17 protein-coding genes are annotated in these 18,438 nt (G+C 54.6%); 10 read left to right on the plus strand and 7 right to left on the minus strand.

The window, feature by feature from the left end:
* Positions 1 to 20: 20 nt before the first annotated feature.
* Entirely contained in the window at positions 21 to 806 is a 786-nt protein-coding gene (gene znuB / locus OOJ60_RS02595) for a zinc ABC transporter permease subunit ZnuB (protein ID WP_042287886.1), read from the minus strand.
* The gene (gene znuC, locus OOJ60_RS02600) at positions 803 to 1,558 is read right to left on the minus strand and encodes a zinc ABC transporter ATP-binding protein ZnuC (protein WP_042287883.1); all 756 of its coding nucleotides are present in this window, start codon (positions 1,556 to 1,558) and stop codon (positions 803 to 805) included. Before znuC ends, znuB begins: the two co-directional genes overlap by 4 nt.
* A 78-nt stretch (positions 1,559 to 1,636) precedes the next feature.
* On the opposite strand from znuC, the gene znuA reads away from it, so the two are divergent.
* From znuA to lpxM, 3 genes are all read left to right on the plus strand, one after another.
* Positions 1,637 to 2,569, plus strand: coding sequence for a zinc ABC transporter substrate-binding protein ZnuA (gene znuA, locus OOJ60_RS02605; protein WP_205612142.1), 933 nt, complete (start codon positions 1,637 to 1,639; stop codon positions 2,567 to 2,569).
* A gap of 15 nt (positions 2,570 to 2,584) precedes the next feature.
* Complete coding sequence (mepM, locus tag OOJ60_RS02610) at positions 2,585 to 3,907, plus strand: murein DD-endopeptidase MepM (protein WP_042287880.1); 1,323 nt, start codon at positions 2,585 to 2,587, stop codon at positions 3,905 to 3,907.
* Between the two features lie 120 nt (positions 3,908 to 4,027).
* Entirely contained in the window at positions 4,028 to 4,999 is a 972-nt protein-coding gene (lpxM, locus tag OOJ60_RS02615) for a lauroyl-Kdo(2)-lipid IV(A) myristoyltransferase (RefSeq protein ID WP_042287878.1), read from the plus strand.
* A 105-nt stretch (positions 5,000 to 5,104) separates the two neighbouring features.
* Here lpxM and pyk read toward each other — a convergent pair whose 3' ends face one another.
* Both pyk and OOJ60_RS02625 read right to left on the minus strand, forming a co-directional pair.
* Positions 5,105 to 6,547 carry a pyruvate kinase gene (gene pyk / locus OOJ60_RS02620; RefSeq protein WP_042287875.1) on the minus strand — a complete coding sequence of 481 codons (1,443 nt, stop codon included), beginning with the start codon at positions 6,545 to 6,547 and terminating at the stop codon, positions 5,105 to 5,107.
* A gap of 124 nt (positions 6,548 to 6,671) precedes the next feature.
* Positions 6,672 to 7,541 (minus strand): MurR/RpiR family transcriptional regulator, encoded by an 870-nt coding sequence (locus tag OOJ60_RS02625; RefSeq protein ID WP_042287873.1) that lies wholly within the window; start codon positions 7,539 to 7,541, stop codon positions 6,672 to 6,674.
* 350 nt (positions 7,542 to 7,891) lie between these two features.
* Here OOJ60_RS02625 and zwf point away from each other — a divergent pair, with 350 nt between their 5' ends.
* The 3 genes from zwf (at position 7,892) to kdgA (ending at position 12,090) form a co-directional block, all read left to right on the plus strand.
* Complete coding sequence (gene zwf, locus OOJ60_RS02630; RefSeq protein ID WP_060569584.1) at positions 7,892 to 9,367, plus strand: glucose-6-phosphate dehydrogenase; 1,476 nt, start codon at positions 7,892 to 7,894, stop codon at positions 9,365 to 9,367.
* A gap of 234 nt (positions 9,368 to 9,601) precedes the next feature.
* Positions 9,602 to 11,413, plus strand: coding sequence for a phosphogluconate dehydratase (gene edd, locus OOJ60_RS02635; protein ID WP_042287869.1), 1,812 nt, complete (start codon positions 9,602 to 9,604; stop codon positions 11,411 to 11,413).
* 35 nt (positions 11,414 to 11,448) lie between these two features.
* Positions 11,449 to 12,090, plus strand: coding sequence for a bifunctional 4-hydroxy-2-oxoglutarate aldolase/2-dehydro-3-deoxy-phosphogluconate aldolase (gene kdgA / locus OOJ60_RS02640; protein ID WP_042287867.1), 642 nt, complete (start codon positions 11,449 to 11,451; stop codon positions 12,088 to 12,090).
* Between the two features lie 54 nt (positions 12,091 to 12,144).
* Here the strand turns inward: kdgA and purT are convergent, their stop codons facing one another.
* Complete coding sequence (purT, locus tag OOJ60_RS02645; RefSeq protein WP_199956137.1) at positions 12,145 to 13,323, minus strand: formate-dependent phosphoribosylglycinamide formyltransferase; 1,179 nt, start codon at positions 13,321 to 13,323, stop codon at positions 12,145 to 12,147.
* A gap of 132 nt (positions 13,324 to 13,455) precedes the next feature.
* Between purT and yebG the strand changes: the two genes are divergently transcribed.
* From yebG to ptrB, 4 genes are all read left to right on the plus strand, one after another.
* On the plus strand, positions 13,456 to 13,737 hold the full coding sequence (gene yebG / locus OOJ60_RS02650; RefSeq protein ID WP_042287862.1) for a DNA damage-inducible protein YebG: 282 nt from the start codon (positions 13,456 to 13,458) through the stop codon (positions 13,735 to 13,737).
* 72 nt (positions 13,738 to 13,809) lie between these two features.
* On the plus strand, positions 13,810 to 14,160 hold the full coding sequence (gene yebF, locus OOJ60_RS02655) for a protein YebF (RefSeq protein ID WP_181821529.1): 351 nt from the start codon (positions 13,810 to 13,812) through the stop codon (positions 14,158 to 14,160).
* A gap of 95 nt (positions 14,161 to 14,255) precedes the next feature.
* Complete coding sequence (locus OOJ60_RS02660; protein WP_042287858.1) at positions 14,256 to 14,921, plus strand: tellurite resistance TerB family protein; 666 nt, start codon at positions 14,256 to 14,258, stop codon at positions 14,919 to 14,921.
* 83 nt (positions 14,922 to 15,004) lie between these two features.
* On the plus strand, positions 15,005 to 17,065 hold the full coding sequence (ptrB, locus tag OOJ60_RS02665) for an oligopeptidase B (protein ID WP_205611889.1): 2,061 nt from the start codon (positions 15,005 to 15,007) through the stop codon (positions 17,063 to 17,065).
* On the opposite strand, the gene exoX is transcribed toward ptrB, so the two are convergent.
* Together exoX and OOJ60_RS02675 are read right to left on the minus strand one after the other, a co-directional pair.
* Complete coding sequence (gene exoX, locus OOJ60_RS02670; RefSeq protein ID WP_042287853.1) at positions 17,062 to 17,724, minus strand: exodeoxyribonuclease X; 663 nt, start codon at positions 17,722 to 17,724, stop codon at positions 17,062 to 17,064. The two genes, ptrB and exoX, sit on opposite strands and share 4 nt — an antisense overlap.
* 23 nt (positions 17,725 to 17,747) lie before the next feature.
* Complete coding sequence (locus tag OOJ60_RS02675; protein ID WP_205611890.1) at positions 17,748 to 18,404, minus strand: carbon-nitrogen hydrolase family protein; 657 nt, start codon at positions 18,402 to 18,404, stop codon at positions 17,748 to 17,750.
* Positions 18,405 to 18,438 lie beyond the last annotated feature (34 nt).

The following is an 18,438-nucleotide window of genomic DNA, read 5'->3' on the forward strand; positions in this document are numbered from 1 at the left end:
TCGCATGCGACGTGCGCATATCAGTTCGCCTGCTTTTTCATCATGCTGAGGATAAAAAGCAGCGCGGCGCATAACACCACTGACGGACCGGCGGGAGTATCGTAGAGCGCGGAGAAGGTCAGGCCGCCTGTCACCGCGATCATGCCTGCTACCACTGCTACCGCGGCCATTTGTTCCGGCGTACGGGCAAACCGTCGCGCGGTGGCGGCGGGAATAATCAATAAGGACGTAATTATCAGCGCACCCACGAACTTCATCGCCACGCCGATGGTTAGCGCGGTGACCAGCATCAGCAGCAACTTCACGCGCTGCAACTTCACGCCATCGACGAACGCCAGGTCGGGACTGATGGTCATCGACAATAAATTCCGCCACTGCCAGCCGAGGATCCCCAACACAATCACCACGCCAATGGCGATGGAAAGCAAATCCTCCGGCGTCACGGCCAGCAGGTCGCCAAACAGATAAGCCATCAGGTCAACGCGAATATTTGACATCAGACTGACCACCACCAGGCCAAGCGACAACGCGCTGTGGGCCATAATGCCAAGCAGTGTGTCGATGGCGAGGTGAGGGCGTTTTTCCAGCCACACCAGGCCTGCCGCCAGCATCAGGGTTACAACAATAACCGCGTAGAACGGATTAACATTCAGCAGAAGCCCGAAGGCCACGCCCAACAGCGACGCGTGGGCCAGCGTATCGCCGAAATAGGACATCCGGCGCCAGACAACAAACGAACCTAACGGGCCAGCCGCACAAGCCAGCATGATCCCGGCCAGCCAGCCGGGCAATAACAATTCAATCATGAGTGACCATTTCCCCGGCGCAGCACAATACGACCCTGTAAGTCGTGGCGATGATTATGGTGATGACGGTAAATTCCTAACTGTTCAGCGCCACGAGGGCCAAACATCGAGATAAATTCCGGGTGCATGGAAACGATTTCAGGCGTTCCTGAACAGCAGATGTGGTGGTTAAGGCACAGCACTTCGTCGGTTTTCGCCATCACCAGATGCAGGTCATGGGAGACCATCAGCACTGCGCAATCCAATTCACGACGCAATTGGTCGATAAGATCGTACAGCGCGACCTGACCATTGACGTCCACGCCTTGTGTCGGCTCGTCCAGCACCAAGAGCTGCGGCTGGTTCAGCAACGCGCGGGCCAGCAGAACGCGCTGGGTTTCGCCGCCGGACAGCTTTTGCATCGGCGCGTCGATAAGATGTCCTGCCTGCACGCGCTTCAGCGCTGGCAGGATATCTTCTTTGCGGGTCGCGGGACGCAGGCGTAAAAAACGATTGACCGTGAGCGGCAAGGTGGTGTCGAGATATAATTTTTGTGGGACGTAACCGATACGCAATTTTCCGTTGCGCTTGATCACCCCTTCGTCCGGCGCTACCAGACCGAGCACAACCCGGACCAGGGTCGATTTACCGGCGCCGTTAGGCCCAAGAAGCGTTAAAATTTTGCCGGGTCTGAGCTCAAGCGACACGTCAGAGAGCACGCGGCGCTGCCCGAAAGAGACCGAGACATTTTCCAGTGATACCAAAGTCGTCATGTCAATTTTAGTCTTGCAGATGTCGTGGAATGTTATAATATCACAATTCACACAAACGTTACGATGATTGGTCGCATTATGTTACATAAAAATACGCTTCTTTTCGCTGCATTATCCGCCGCTCTTTGGGGTGGTGCAACCCAGGCTGCAAACGCCGCCGTTGTTGCCTCGCTTAAGCCAGTAGGTTTTATCGCGTCGGCGATTGCCGACGGCGTGACGGAGACGGAGGTATTACTTCCGGACGGGGCATCCGAGCATGATTATTCACTGCGTCCATCGGATGTAAAACGCTTACAGGGCGCGGACTTAGTCGTCTGGATTGGTCCGGAAATGGAAGCGTTCATGGAAAAACCGGTGAGTAAAATCCCGCAGGCGAAACAGGTAACGATTGCGCACCTGAATGACGTGAAACCGTTGCTCATGAAAGGCGAGGATGAACACGATCATGACCCTGCGCACGGTGAAAAAGGTGATGCGCATCACCATCATGGCGAGTACAACATGCATCTTTGGCTTTCCCCAGAGATAGCGCGGTCTACAGCGGTTGCAATCCATGAAAAATTAGTGGAACTTATGCCGCAAAGTCGAGCCAAACTTGACGCCAACCTGAAAGATTTTGAGGCACAATTAGCCGCAACCGATAAGCAGGTCGGTAACGAGCTGGCACCGCTCAAGGGTAAAGGTTATTTTGTTTTTCATGACGCCTATGGCTATTACGAAAAACACTACGGGCTGACTCCGCTGGGTCACTTTACCGTAAACCCTGAGATACAACCTGGTGCGCAGCGTTTACATGAAATACGAACACAGTTGGTTGAGCAAAAAGCAACCTGCGTTTTTGCTGAGCCGCAGTTCAGGCCAGCGGTCGTCGAAGCCGTTGCGAGAGGGACATCCGTTCGAATGGGAACGCTGGATCCGCTCGGGACGAATATCAAACTGGGTAAAACGAGCTATTCCGCGTTCTTAAGCCAATTAGCGAACCAGTATGCGAGCTGCCTGAAAGGAGATTAATGAGGAAGTGAATACGTGCAACAGATAGCCCGCTCTGTCGCTCTGGCATTTAATAATCTGCCAAGACCCCATCGCGTTATGCTGGGGTCACTTACCGTTCTTACGTTGGCCGTCGCTGTATGGCGGCCCTATGTTTACCACCCCGATTCCGCCCCCATCGTTAAAACCATCGAACTGGAAAAAAGCGAAATTCGTTCTCTGCTTCCTGAGGCCAGCGAGCCTATCGATCAGGCTGCGCAGGAAGATGAAGCTATTCCGCAGGATGAGCTGGACGATAAAATTTCGAGCGAAGCGGGCGTTCATGAATATGTTGTCTCCACTGGCGATACGCTGAGCAGTATCCTGAATCAGTACGGCATTGATATGAGCGATATCACTCAGCTTGCCGCGTCGGATAAAGAACTGCGTAACCTGAAAATCGGTCAGCAGCTTTCGTGGACGCTGACAGCCGATGGCGATTTACAGCGCCTGACCTGGGAAATGTCGCGTCGTGAAACCCGTACCTACGATCGGACGGCGGCAAACGGTTTTAAAATGACGGCGGAAACGCAACAGGGCGACTGGGTCAACAGCCTGCTGAAAGGCACCGTCGGCGGCAGCTTTGTCGCCAGCGCCAGAAACGCCGGGTTGACCAGTTCAGAAATTAGCGCGGTTATTAAAGCTATGCAGTGGCAGATGGACTTCCGCAAGCTGAAGAAAGGCGATGAGTTTGCGGTGCTGATGTCGCGTGAAATGCTTGACGGCAAGCGTGAACAGAGCCAACTGCTGGGCGTGCGTCTGCGTTCTGCGGGCAAGGATTATTATGCGATCCGCGCTGAAGACGGGAAGTTCTACGACCGCAACGGTACCGGCCTGGCGAAAGGCTTCCTGCGTTTCCCGACGGCCAAACAGTTCCGCGTCTCCTCTAACTTTAATCCGCGTCGTACTAACCCGGTTACGGGACGCGTTGCGCCGCACCGTGGCGTTGATTTCGCCATGCCGCAGGGTACGCCAGTGCTTTCTGTCGGTGACGGCGAAGTGGTCGTGGCGAAGCGCAGCGGCGCGGCGGGTTACTACGTGGCGGTGCGTCATGGTCGTACCTATACCACTCGCTATATGCACCTGCGTAAACTGCTGGTTAAACCTGGGCAGAAAGTGAAACGTGGCGATCGTATCGCGCTTTCCGGTAATACCGGACGCTCTACGGGGCCGCATCTGCACTATGAAGTGTGGATTAACCAGCAGGCGGTGAACCCTCTGACGGCGAAACTGCCGCGTACGGAAGGGCTGACCGGTAAAGATCGTACGGATTACCTGGCGCAGGTGAAAGAAGTTCTGCCACAGTTACGTTTCGATTAACCCTTACGCGCAGAAAGCCGGTACGCAATGGTGTGCCGGCTTTTTTATTTTGTGCGCGGCAGGGTGCGCCGCTACACTATCATCAGATTTATTGTTTGCGTCATCAGGCACTGGACGAGCATGGAAACAAAAAAAAATAATATTGAGTACATCCCTGAATTTGAAAAATCCTTTCGCCATCCCCGTTACTGGGGCGCCTGGTTGGGCGTCGCGGCAATGGCGGGCATCGCCTTAACGCCAGCCTCTTTTCGCGACCCGCTGCTCGCAAAGCTGGGGCGTTTTGCCGGACGCATGGGCAAAAGCTCGCGTCGTCGTGCGCTGATCAATTTATCGTTGTGCTTTCCCGAACGAAGCGAAGCGCAACGCGAGGCCATTGTTGATGAGATGTTCGCCACCGCGCCGCAGGCGATGGCAATGATGGCGGAGCTGGCGATACGCGGCCCTGAAAAAATACAGTCACGTGTTGACTGGGAAGGGCTGGAGATCATCGACGAGATGCGTCGTAATGACGAAAAGGTGATATTTCTGGTGCCGCACGGCTGGGGTGTGGATATTCCGGCGATGCTGATGGCTTCGCAGGGGCAGAAAATGGCGGCGATGTTCCATAACCAGGGAAATCCGGTGTTTGATTATGTCTGGAACACGGTGCGTCGTCGTTTCGGCGGTCGTCTCCATGCGCGTAACGACGGCATCAAGCCGTTTATACAGTCGGTGCGCCAGGGGTACTGGGGCTACTACCTTCCCGATCAGGATCACGGTCCGGAACACAGCGAGTTTGTGGATTTCTTTGCAACGTACAAAGCGACGCTGCCAGCGATTGGCCGCCTGATGAAAGTGTGCCGCGCGCGCGTCATCCCCCTGTTCCCGGTCTATGACGGTAAAACCCATCGCCTGACTATTCAGGTTCGCCCGCCGATGGACGATCTGTTGACCGCTGACGACAACACCATTGCCCGTCGGATGAACGAGGAAGTGGAAATCTTTGTCGGCCCGCACCCTGAGCAATATACCTGGATCCTGAAGCTGCTGAAAACACGCAAGCCGGGTGAAATCCAGCCATACAAGCGCAAAGAGCTGTATCCCATCAAATAAAAAAAACCTCTCGTCAGAGAGGTTTTTTACTCACAGCAGAGGACGGCGGCTTCATCTGCCCATGCCTGTACGGGCATGGGCCGGAGAAACCGGGCAAACATCACGTTACTCTACGGTCAGAATGCGTGTGGTATTGGTAGATCCGATGGTGCTCATCACATCACCCTGGGTCACGATCACCAGATCGCCGGAGACCAGATAGCCTTTGTCGCGCAGCAGGTTTACCGCTTCGCTTGCAGCCACCACACCGTCAGCCGCGCTGTCAAAATGTACCGGCGTAACGCCACGATACAGAGACGTCAGGTTCAGCGTGCGCTCATGGCGGGACATGGCGAAGATCGGCAGACCGGAACTGATGCGAGAGGTCATCAGCGCAGTACGACCAGACTCGGTCATGGTGATGATCGCAGTCACGCCCTTCAGATGGTTCGCGGCGTACATGGCGGACATTGCAATGGCCTCTTCCACGTTGTCGAACTGAACGTCCAGACGGTGTTTAGAGACGTTGATGCTCGGGATTTTTTCCGCGCCGAGGCATACGCGCGCCATTGCGGCGACGGTTTCCGCAGGGTACTGGCCCGCGGCTGTTTCTGCTGACAGCATGACCGCATCGGTCCCATCCAGCACGGCGTTAGCCACGTCCATAACTTCCGCGCGGGTAGGCATAGGGTTGGTGATCATCGACTCCATCATCTGGGTGGCGGTAATCACCGCGCGGTTCAGCTGACGCGCGCGACGAATCAGTGCTTTCTGAATACCGACCAGCTCCGGGTCGCCAATCTCAACGCCGAGGTCGCCACGGGCAACCATCACCACATCGGAGGCCAGAATGATGTCATCCATCGCGTTCTGATCGCACACCGCTTCAGCACGTTCCACTTTGGCAACGATTTTCGCATCACAGCCCGCGTCACGCGCCAGGCGACGCGCGTAGTTCAGATCTTCGCCGCAGCGCGGGAAGGAGACGGCGAGATAATCAACGCCGATCAGCGCGGCAGTAACGATATCCGCTTTGTCTTTTTCGGTCAGCGCTTCCGCAGACAGACCGCCGCCCAGCTTGTTAATGCCTTTATTATTGGAAAGCGGTCCACCGACGGTTACCTCGGTGAACACTTTCATGCCCTGAACTTCCAGCACTTTCAACTGAACGCGTCCGTCGTCGAGCAGCAGAATGTCGCCAGGCACGACGTCCGCCGGCAGTCCTTTATAATCGATGCCGACTTTCTCTTTGTCGCCTTCGCCTTTGCCGAGGTTGGCGTCTAACAGGAATTTATCGCCGATGTTGAGGAAAACCTTGCCTTCTTTGAAGGTTGAAACACGAATTTTTGGCCCCTGGAGGTCTCCCAGAATCGCCACGTGGCGTCCCAGTTTGGCGGCAATCTCACGAACTTTATCCGCGCGCATTTTATGATCTTCTGGCGAGCCGTGAGAGAAATTCATGCGCACCACGTTGGCGCCCGCGGCGATAATCTTCTCAAGATTGTTATCGCGGTCAGTAGCCGGGCCTAAGGTGGTGACGATCTTGGTTCTGCGAAGCCTTCTGGACATGTAATACTCCGTTAACTAAAACAACTTGGTGTTGCGTGAATATTGATCCGGCGGTTCTGAAAACCTTTACATAGCATAGCGAACAAAACCGGATGACGAAAAAAGGTCGTACTTATTATTGCTGTTAGCGGTTATCACTCTTGATGAGTAATTCTTTATCAAAACGCGATTCCTTAAGCGCTTCCTTGACACGCTTCAAGTTATCTCTGAATTTTGCCCCACGACGCAAAGTAAATCCTGTTGCCAGCACATCTATCACGGTCAACTGCGCAAGTCGAGAGACCATGGGCATATAAATGTCAGTATCTTCCGGTACATCCAGGGTAATCGCCAGAGTCGCTTCTCGGGCCAGCGGCGTACCGGCGGAGGTGAGAGCAATGACCATCGCATCGTTTTCGCGCGCCAGTTGCGCCAGCTCAACCAGACTTTTGGTTCGCCCGGTGTGAGAGATCAGTACGACCACATCATCGTCGCTACAATTCATACAGCTCATCCGTTGCAGCACGATATCGTCCGAATAGATCACCGGGACGTTGAAGCGGAAAAACTTATTCATCGCGTCATGAGCGACGGCGGCAGAGGAACCGAGGCCGAAAAATGCGATTTTTTTCGCCTGAGTGAGGAGATCTACCGCGCGGTTAACCGCCGACTTGTCCAGTGACTGGCGAACATGATCGAGGCTTGCCATCGCGGATTCAAAAATTTTTCCCGTATATGACTCTACGCTGTCATCTTCATCGACATTGCGATTTACATACGGAGTGCCATTTGCCAGACTTTGCGCCAGATGCAGTTTAAAATCCGGAAACCCCCGGGTCTCCATACTGCGGCAGAAGCGGTTGACGGTAGGTTCGCTGACGTTGGCTTCCTGAGCAAGGGTCGCGATACTGCAGTGAATCGCCCGTTCTGGCGAGGCAAGAATGACATCGGCGACTTTGCGTTCAGATTTGCTTAAATGTTCCAGTTGAGACTGGATTTTTTCCAGCATATTCATGATGTAAACTCAAGGATATGACGATTTCAGTAATACAGGAAATCGAGCGGCGATTTTGGTAGATAGTACCCCTGCTGGCCCATGAAGGGGGGAAAATGGTCAGTATAGTTGTTGTTTTTTTTCATAACATGATCAGCATCTTATTTTGTCCTGATGTCATGCTTACAAAAACGACACCCCTTTTTACACGATCGCGCCACTCAACAACAAAACGGCGCGACGATCGCCAACCGCACGGGTGGTTAACCGTTTACGGTTTCAGGATTCACGTAAAAGCAGTACAGTGCACTGTAATAAAATTACAAGTAATGCCTGGCAACGCACCAGGATAGCTAACTAAGGAGAATGACATGGCGGTAACGCAAACAGCCCAGGCCTGTGACCTGGTCATTTTCGGCGCGAAAGGCGACCTTGCGCGTCGTAAATTGCTGCCTTCCCTGTATCAGTTGGAAAAAGCCGGTCAGATCAACCCGGAGACCCGCATTATCGGGGTAGGGCGCGCGGACTGGGATAAAGAAGCCTATACCCGGGTTGTTCGTGAAGCCCTCGAAACCTTCATGAAAGAGAAGATCGACGAAAGTTTATGGGACACCCTGAGCGGTCGTCTGGATTTTTGTAATCTGGACGTCAATGACACCGCGGCGTTTACCCGTCTGGGCGACATGCTGGATCAGAAAAACCGTACCACCATTAACTACTTCGCTATGCCGCCAAGCACCTTTGGCGCGATTTGCAAAGGTCTGGGCGAAGCCAAACTGAACGCCAAACCGGCGCGCGTGGTGATGGAAAAACCGCTGGGAACATCGCTGGCGACATCGCGCGAGATCAACGATCAGGTTGGCGAGTATTTTGAAGAGTGCCAGGTTTACCGTATTGACCACTATCTGGGGAAAGAGACGGTTTTAAACCTGCTGGCGTTGCGTTTTGCCAACTCGCTGTTCGTCAACAACTGGGATAACCGCACGATTGATCATGTGGAAATTACCGTTGCCGAGGAAGTGGGGATCGAAGGCCGCTGGGGCTACTTTGACCAGGCAGGCCAGATGCGCGATATGATCCAGAACCATCTGTTGCAAATCCTGTGCATGATTGCGATGTCTCCGCCGTCCGATCTCACCGCAGACAGTATTCGTGACGAAAAAGTGAAAGTGTTAAAGTCGCTGCGTCGCATTGATCGTTCCAACGTGCGTGAAAAAACGGTCCGCGGCCAGTACACCACCGGCTTTGCCCAGGGTAAAAAAGTACCGGGTTATCTGGAAGAAGAAGGCGCGAATAAGAGCAGTAACACTGAAACGTTTGTGGCGATTCGCGTGGACATCGACAACTGGCGCTGGGCGGGCGTGCCGTTCTACCTGCGTACCGGCAAGCGTTTGCCGACCAAATGCTCCGAGGTGGTGGTGTACTTCAAGACGCCTGAACTCAACCTGTTCAAAGAGTCATGGCAGGATCTGCCGCAGAACAAACTGACCATCCGTCTGCAGCCGGATGAAGGGGTGGATATTCAGGTATTGAACAAGGTGCCGGGCCTCGATCACAAGCACAACCTGCAAATTACCAAGCTCGATCTGAGCTACTCCGAAACCTTCAATCAGACGCATCTGGCGGACGCTTACGAACGGTTGCTGCTGGAAACCATGCGCGGCATTCAGGCGCTGTTCGTGCGTCGCGACGAAGTGGAAGAAGCATGGAAGTGGGTGGACTCAATTACCGAAGCATGGGCAATGGACAATGACGCGCCGAAACCGTATCAGGCCGGGACCTGGGGACCTGTCGCCTCGGTGGCGATGATCACCCGCGACGGGCGTTCCTGGAATGAATTCGAGTAAAAGCGTCCCTGCTACTAAGGTGTTATTTTACCGGTAACATGATCTAACACAGATTGTAGAACAATTTTTGCACTTTTAAGCCTCGCGTGGATTCACCCGCGGGGCTTTTTTTATTACACTGCCTGAAACGATTTTGCCCCTGAGCTACTGCTTGCCAGCGTTTTCCGGGTCCCGGGACCCATTGATGAATGTTGCAAAACCGGTCGCTCTGACAAATAAATTTCAGGAGCCGTTATGAATCCGAATTTGTTACGCGTAACACAGCGCATTATTGAACGTTCTCGCGAGACCCGTTCTGCCTACCTCGCTCGTATCGAGCAGGCCAAATCTTCAACCGTTCACCGCTCGCAGCTGGCGTGCGGCAACCTGGCGCATGGCTTTGCCGCCTGCCAGCCGGAAGATAAAGCCTCCCTGAAAAGCATGTTGCGTAACAATATCGCGATCATCACCTCATACAACGACATGCTCTCGGCGCATCAGCCTTATGAACACTATCCGGATATTATTCGTAAAGCGCTGCACTCGGCGAATGCGGTCGGACAGGTGGCGGGCGGCGTTCCGGCAATGTGTGATGGCGTAACGCAGGGGCAGGACGGTATGGAACTTTCCCTGCTGAGCCGTGAAGTGATCGCGATGTCGGCGGCGGTTGGACTGTCGCACAACATGTTTGACGGTGCGCTGTTCCTCGGCGTGTGCGACAAAATTGTACCGGGTCTGGTGATGGCTGCGCTGTCGTTTGGTCACCTGCCGTCAATCTTTATCCCATCAGGCCCGATGGCCAGTGGTTTAGCGAATAAAGAAAAGGTGCGTATTCGTCAGCTGTACGCTGAAGGGAAAGTGGATCGGATGGCGCTGCTGGAGTCGGAAGCGGCCTCTTACCATGCGCCAGGCACCTGTACCTTCTACGGAACGGCCAACACCAACCAGATGGTGGTGGAATTTATGGGCATGCAGCTGCCGGGATCCTCTTTTGTGCATCCGGATGCGCCGCTGCGTGAAGCGCTGACCGTGGCGGCGGCGCGTCAGGTGACGCGTCTGACCGGCAACGGCAACGACTGGATGCCGATCGGTAAAATGATCGATGAAAAAGTGGTGGTAAACGGGATTGTCGCGCTGCTGGCAACCGGAGGTTCCACCAACCACACAATGCACCTGGTGGCAATGGCGCGTGCGGCGGGCATTCAGATTAACTGGGATGACTTCTCGGACCTGTCGGACGTCGTGCCGCTGATGGCGCGCCTGTACCCGAACGGTCCGGCAGACATTAACCACTTCCAGGCGGCGGGTGGCGTACCGGTGCTGATGCGCGAACTGCTGAATGCGGGCCTGCTGCATGAAGACGTCAATACCGTGGCGGGCTTCGGTCTGAAGCGCTACACCCTGGAACCGTGGCTGAATAACGGCGAGCTTGACTGGCGTGATGGCGCACAGAAATCACTGGACAACAATGTCATTGCCGCTTTTGATCAACCGTTTTCCCATCACGGTGGAACGAAGGTACTGAGCGGGAATTTGGGTCGCGCAGTCATGAAAACGTCTGCGGTGCCGGTTGAGAATCAGATTATCGAAGCCCCCGCCGTGGTCTTCGAAAGCCAACATGACGTTTTACCGGCCTTTGAAGCAGGTCTGCTGGACAAAGATTGCGTCGTGGTTGTGCGTCATCAGGGACCAAAGGCGAACGGAATGCCAGAATTACATAAACTCATGCCGCCACTTGGTGTATTATTGGACCGCTGTTTCAAAATTGCGTTAGTTACCGATGGACGGCTTTCGGGTGCTTCAGGTAAAGTGCCTTCAGCCATCCATGTCACCCCGGAAGCCTACGACGGCGGCCTGCTGGCGAAAGTGCGCGATGGCGACCTTATTCGGGTGAACGGACAGACAGGGGAATTAACGCTGCTGGTTGATGACGCGGAACTTGCCGCCCGCCAGCCTCACATTCCGGATCTGAGCGCTTCGCGTATCGGTACCGGTCGTGAGATGTTTAGCGCGCTGCGTGAAAAACTTTCCGGCGCGGAGCAGGGCGCAACCTGTATCACTTTTTAAGACTCATTTTGTAATCAGGCGAGAGAAAAACTCTGATGAAAAACTGGAAAACAAGTGCAGAAGCAATCCTGACCACCGGCCCGGTTGTCCCGGTGATCGTGGTGAATAAACTGGAACACGCTGTGCCGATGGCAAAAGCGTTAGTTGCCGGTGGTGTGCGCGTACTGGAAGTCACGTTACGTACCGCCTGTGCGATGGATGCTATCCGCGCTATCGCCAAAGAGGTGCCGGAAGCCATTGTCGGCGCGGGTACCGTACTCAACCCGCAGCAACTGGCGGACGTCACTGCTGCCGGCGCGCAGTTCGCCATCAGCCCGGGTCTGACCGAGCCGTTACTGAAAGCGGCAACGGAAGGTACGATCCCGCTTATTCCGGGGATCAGCACGGTTTCTGAACTGATGCTGGGAATGGACTACGGCCTGAAAGAGTTTAAATTCTTCCCGGCGGAAGCCAACGGCGGCACCAAAGCGCTGCAGGCGATTGCGGGTCCGTTCTCACAGGTACGTTTCTGCCCGACCGGCGGCATTTCTCCGGCCAACTACCGTGATTACCTGGCGCTGAAAAGCGTGCTGTGTATCGGCGGTTCCTGGCTGGTGCCGAACGATGCGCTGGAAGCGGGTGACTACGACCGTATTACCCGCCTGGCGCGCGAAGCAGTAGAAGGCGCGAAGCAGTAATTAGCGGTTATGTCGTTTATCAGGCCTACGCGCGGCTGTAGGCCTGATGGCGATTCAACCTTTGACAATCACCTGACGGGCCGCGTCTTTTGCGCTCATCACTGCCGCGTCAACGTTTTCTCCTGTCGCCAGGACGACCCCCAGACGACGGGTTCCATCGATTTCCGGCTTACCGAATAAGCGTATCTGCAAGCCTGCGCCAACCGCATTCTGCACCTGGTCAAACGTGACGTTCTGGCTGGACAATGACGGTAAAATCACCGCTGAAGCTGACGGCCCGTACTGGCGGATAGCGCCCACCGGCAGACCGAGAAAGGCGCGTACGTGAAGGGCAAACTCGGACAGATCCTGCGAAATCAGTGTCACCATTCCGGTGTCGTGTGGACGAGGGGAAACTTCGCTAAAAATGACCTCATCGCCGCAGACAAACAGCTCAACGCCAAACAGCCCGTGGCCGCCTAATGCCAGCACCACTTTACGTGCAATCTCCTGGGCGCGTTCGAGGGCCAGCGCGCTCATCTGCTGCGGCTGCCAGGATTCACGGTAGTCGCCATCTTCCTGACGATGGCCCACCGGCGCGCAGAAATGCACGCCGTCGACGGCGCTAACGGTCAACAGGGTAATTTCGAAGTCGAAATTCACCACGCCTTCCACTATCACTCGCCCGGCCCCCGCGCGACCGCCTTGCTGCGCATACGCCCAGGCCTGGGCTAATTGTTCATCGGAACGGATAAAACTTTGTCCTTTGCCGGAGGAGCTCATCACCGGTTTCACAATGCAGGGATAGCCAATTTCGCTTACGGCCTCACGAAAGCTGGCTTCGCTGTCGGCAAAACGGAAAGGGGACGTGGGCAGCGCCAGCGCCTCCGCCGCCAGGCGGCGAATACCTTCACGGTTCATCGTCAGTTGTGTCGCGCGGGCGCAGGGGACAACGTTCAGACCCTCCTGCTCCAGTTGTACCAGCATGTCAGTGGCGATAGCTTCGATTTCCGGTACGATAAAATGCGGTTTCTCCTGTTCAACCACACGTCGCAGGGCGTTCCCGTCCAGCATATTGATGACGTGAGAACGGTGCGCGACATGCATCGCTGGCGCGTCGGCATAGCGATCGACCGCGATAACCTCAATGCCGAGGCGCTGGCACTCTATCGCCACTTCTTTACCCAGCTCGCCGGAACCTAACAACATCACCCGAGTGGCTGCCGGACGCAGCGCTGTACCTAATAACGTCATACAAATATCCCCCGATTAAAATTGGCCGCAGTATATACGAAAACGTTTGCGTCTGTCTTTATTACCAGGTTGATTTCAGGTCGTAAATGGAATATACTGTATATAAATACAGTAATATTGAGAGGCTGCAAAATGGCGGTTGAAGTTAAATACGTAGTCATTCGTGAAGGTGAGGAAAAAATGTCATTTACCAGCAAAAAGGAAGCCGATGCGTATGACAAGATGCTGGACACGGCGGATCTGCTTGACACCTGGCTTGAACAGTCGCCGTTAGCGCTGGAAGACGAACAGCGTGAAGCGCTTTCCCTGTGGCTGGCAGAACAGAAAGATGTCCTGAGCACTATTCTCAGAACCGGCAAATTGCCATCGCCGCAGGTGGTTGAGTCCGCGGAAGACGACACCCAGGCCGCCTGAGTCTGACTTGCGCTCCTGCCGTTTTGTACCATGCTTTTTTCTGAGTCAACGCAATGGGCTATGGAGAAAAACATGAACAAAACGGGCGCGCTGCTGAGCCTGCTGCTGGTTGCCAGCGCATCGGCGTATGCAGCCAGTACAGACAGCAAAACGGTCAAATTTCCTCAGTGTGAAGGACTGGATGCCGCGGGCATTGCGGCGAGCGTTAAGCGCGATTATCAACAAAATCGCATTGCGCGCTGGCCTGACGATCAAAAGCATGTTGGTCAGGCCGATCCTGTTGCCTGGGTTAACCCGAAAGAAATTACCGGCCAGGATGGAAAATGGCAGGTGCCGCTGACCGTACGCGGCAAAAGCGCGGATATACACTATAACGTCAGCGTCGATTGCAAAGCCGGCAAGGCGGAGTATCAGCCGCAGTAACGTCATAATTTGCGCATCTTTTGCAGGAAAATACATTTCCTGACATCCCCTCGGGTACGATTTGAAGATTCATTGTCAGTACTTGAGGGGCAAAAATGGCTAACTGGCTAAATCAATTACAATCTTTGCTCGGACAGAGCGGAGCGTCTTCGTCGTCTTCCTCTTCCGGTCAGCAAGGATTAAGTAAACTGTTGGTTCCCGGCGCGCTGGGTGGTCTGGCAGGTTTACTGGTCGCAAATAAATCTTCCCGTAAATTACTCAGCAAATATGGCACTGGCGCGCTGCTCGCGGGCGGTGGCGCGATTGCTGGCACAGTATTATGGAACAAGTACAAAGACAGAGTGCGTGCCGCCCATCAGGACGAGCCGCAATTTGGCGCGCAGAGTTCGCCGCTGGATGTGCGCACCGAGCGTTTGATCCTGGCGCTGGTTTTCGCTGCAAAAAGCGATGGTCATATTGATGCGAAAGAGCGCGCCGCTATCGAGCAGCAGTTGCGTGAAGCGGGCGTGGAAGAGCAGGGGCGCGTGTTCATCGAGAAGGCTATTGAGCAACCGCTCGATCCGCAGCGTCTGGCCGAGGGCGTTCGCAACGAAGAAGAAGCGCTTGAGGTTTACTTCCTGAGCTGTGCGGCCATTGATATTGATCACTTTATGGAGCGCAGCTACCTTAACGCGCTGGGCGATGCGTTGAAAATCCCGCAGGATGTCCGCGAAGGTATTGAACAGGATCTCAAACAGCAAAAGCTGGCGTTACCCGGCTAACCGCTGAATGCAGCATGTTTCGCTTGCATCATTCGTGAGTTTTGCCACCCTTAGAGGATGTATAATCACGAAAGAACAGTGACATGCTGCCGAAAGCCAATCGTATTCCCTACGCCATGACGGTCCATGGCGATACACGCATCGATAATTATTACTGGCTGCGGGACGATAGCCGCTCGCAGCCGGAAGTCCTTGACTACCTGCGCCAGGAAAACGCCTACGGGCATCAGGTCATGTCCACCCAGCAGGCATTGCAGGACCGCGTACTGAAAGAAATAATCGATCGCATTCCCCCGCGCGAAGTCTCCGCGCCTTATGTGAAGAACGGTTATCGCTATCGCCATATTTACGAACCGGGCTGCGAGTACGCCATTTATCAGCGTCAGTCGGCGCTCAGTGAAGAATGGGATGAATGGGTCACGCTACTTGACGGCAACAAACGGGCGGCGCATAGCGAGTTTTACACCCTTGGCGGGCTGGCTATTACTCCTGACAACTCGATTATGGCGATAGCGGAAGATTACCTGTCCCGCCGTCAGTACGGGATTCGTTTCCGTAATCTTGACAGCGGCAACTGGTATCCGGAAATGCTCGATAACGTCGCCCCCGAGTTTGTCTGGGCGAATGATTCTCTGACCTTCTATTATGTGCGCAAGCATGCCACAACGCTGTTGCCTTATCAGGTCTGGCGCCATACCGTTGGCACGCCGTCGAATCACGACGAACTGATCTACGAAGAAAAAGACGATACGTTTTACGTCAGCCTGCATAAAACAACCTCGCAGCATTACATTGTGATCCATCTTGGTAGCGCGACGACCAGCGAAGTGCGGCTGCTGGATGCCGAGTTGGCCGACGCTGAACCGTTCGTCTTTTTGCCGCGTCGTAAAGATCACGAGTACAGCCTTGATCATTACCAGCACAAGTTCTACCTGCGTTCGAACTGTGACGGCAAAAACTTCGGTCTGTATCGCACTCGTGTCCGTGACGAAAAAAAATGGGAAACGCTGATCCCGCCGCGGGACGCTATCATGCTGGAAGGCTTTACCCTGTTTACTGACTGGCTGGTTGTGGAAGAGCGGCAGCGCGGACTGACCAGCCTGCGGCAAATTAACCGTAAAACGCGAGAAGTCATAGGCATCGCCTTTGATGATCCGGCTTATGTCACCTGGCTTGCTTATAACCCGGAGCCGGAAACCTCACGGCTGCGTTACGGCTACTCTTCCATGACCACGCCCGACACGCTGTTTGAACTGGACATGGACACCGGTGAGCGTCGGGTGATTAAGCAAACGGAAGTGCCCGGTTTCGACGCCGCAAACTACCGAAGCGAGCACGTGTGGATAACCGCGCGCGACGGCGTCGAAGTGCCGGTATCGTTGGTCTACAACCAAAAGTATTTTCGTAAGGGGCAAAATCCGCTGCTGGTCTACGGCTACGGGTCGTATGGCTCCTGTATGGATGCCGATTTCAGCAGTAGCCGCTTAAGCCTGCTGGATCGCGGCTTCGTCTATGCCATTGTCCATGTGCGAGGCGGCGGTGAGTTGGGACAGCAGTGGTACGAAGACGGTAAATTTCTTAAGAAGCGCAATACGTTCAATGATTATCTAGATGCGTGCGACGCGCTGCTCGCGTTGGGTTTCGGCTCGCCTTCGCACTGTTACGCTATGGGCGGCAGCGCCGGTGGTATGTTGATGGGGGTTGCCATTAACGAACGTCCCGAGCTTTTTCATGGTGTGATTGCCCAGGTGCCTTTTGTTGATGTGGTCACGACGATGCTGGATGAGTCGATCCCGCTGACGACCGGGGAATTTGAGGAGTGGGGAAACCCGAAAGATCCTCAGTATTACGCGTATATGAAAAGCTACAGCCCTTACGATAACGTCACCGCACAGGCTTACCCTCACATGCTGGTCACGACCGGGTTACATGACTCGCAGGTGCAATACTGGGAGCCGGCGAAATGGGTGGCAAAACTGCGTGAGTTGAAAACCGACGATCGCTTGTTGCTGCTCTGCACTGACATGGATTCGGGACACGGCGGGAAGTCAGGTCGCTTTAAATCGTATGAAGGCGTGGCGCTGGAATTCGCTTTTCTGATTGGCCTGGCCCAGGGGACGTTACCGGGGCAAGGCGAGCATTAAGCGTTTTCCAGATAGTGCTTTAATGTTAAGCGCAGCTCCGGGCTCATGCTGTCGAGATTATTAAACAGCCAGCGCAGATAGCCCGGATCGCGCTCTGCGATCTCAGACACCGGTTTACCGCGGTATTTGCCAAAGGTGAAGGTGGTGAGCAGCGCCGGACGTCCGGTAATCTCGACCATCTGCTCTGGCGTCCAGCCTGAACTGTTCATGATATCGATCAGCAAGGCCGCCGTAATATAGCAATCATATAATGCGCGGTGGTGGTGCAGGCCGGCCGGGGTTTGCACGTTCAGCTTACGGGATTTATACAGCGCCATATTGCTGTATTTGATGCCGGGCCACAGCCGACGCGACAGCTTCATGGTGCAAATCCACTCACCCGGCATATCCGGGAGCACGCGGCGGTCGAAGCTGGCGTTATGCGCAACGTACCACTCGCTTCCGTAATAGTGCGGAATAATCTCTTCAATCCAGGGCTTATCGGCCACCATCGCTTCGGTAATACGGTGGATCGCCATCGCCTGAGGGGAAATAGGGCGGTCAGGACGCACCAGGTGGCTCATCGGGTTGACGATCTGACCATCAATTACGTCGACAGAGGCGATCTCGACAATCCCGCCCTGTAAGCCACAGGTTTCTGTATCGATGATGCGTAGCATGTAACACTCCTGACCGAAAACGACTAGCGTAATGGAATGATATCACCTTGCCAACCCCGTGGTGTGCGCTGTCCCGTTAATAACAGCGGACCGCGGTCAGCGCGAACGATAAGTCGACCACTTTCATCCCATAATGCGCTGTTGCCACGCGCATTGGCCATCAGTACGGCAATCGAAAATTTATGAGAAAAGTTTTGCAACCGTGATGTTGAGGAGAGTAATTCTGGCTCGCCGACGCTCTGGCTGGTGGTGAACAGTGAAAACGCCGGGTCCAGATCCATGCCTTCCGGTTGATCATCCACCACGCGTATCGTTTTAAGATCGTTGCCAAGGCAAGCGCCAAGACTGTGATGATAGGTACGCGGCGCGGTCATCCACGGCGCAAAAACGGCCATGCCTTTGACAAAGCGCTCATTATACTCCACGGGCAGGCCGGCAATGATTGTCATACGATGATGCGCTGCGGCCCAGGACAGCGGTTGGAGCAGACTGGCATCCGGCGGCGCAGGTAACGCCTTTCGGTCGTCAACGCAGCCGGACAATGAAAGGGATGGAAAGACCAGCAAATTACAGTGTTGTTGGGCCGCCGCTTCAATAAAGGCGAGATGCTGAGCAACGCGTTCGCGGACAGGTGTTTTTAGGGGTTCATACTGCGCGGCAGCGATTTTCCAGTTCGACATAATGACTTCCTTTTCATAGTGTCTACAAGCGTTC

Origin of the sequence: Citrobacter sp. R4, assembly GCF_026719175.1 — a bacterium.
Classification (GTDB): domain Bacteria; phylum Pseudomonadota; class Gammaproteobacteria; order Enterobacterales; family Enterobacteriaceae; genus Citrobacter_A; species Citrobacter_A sedlakii.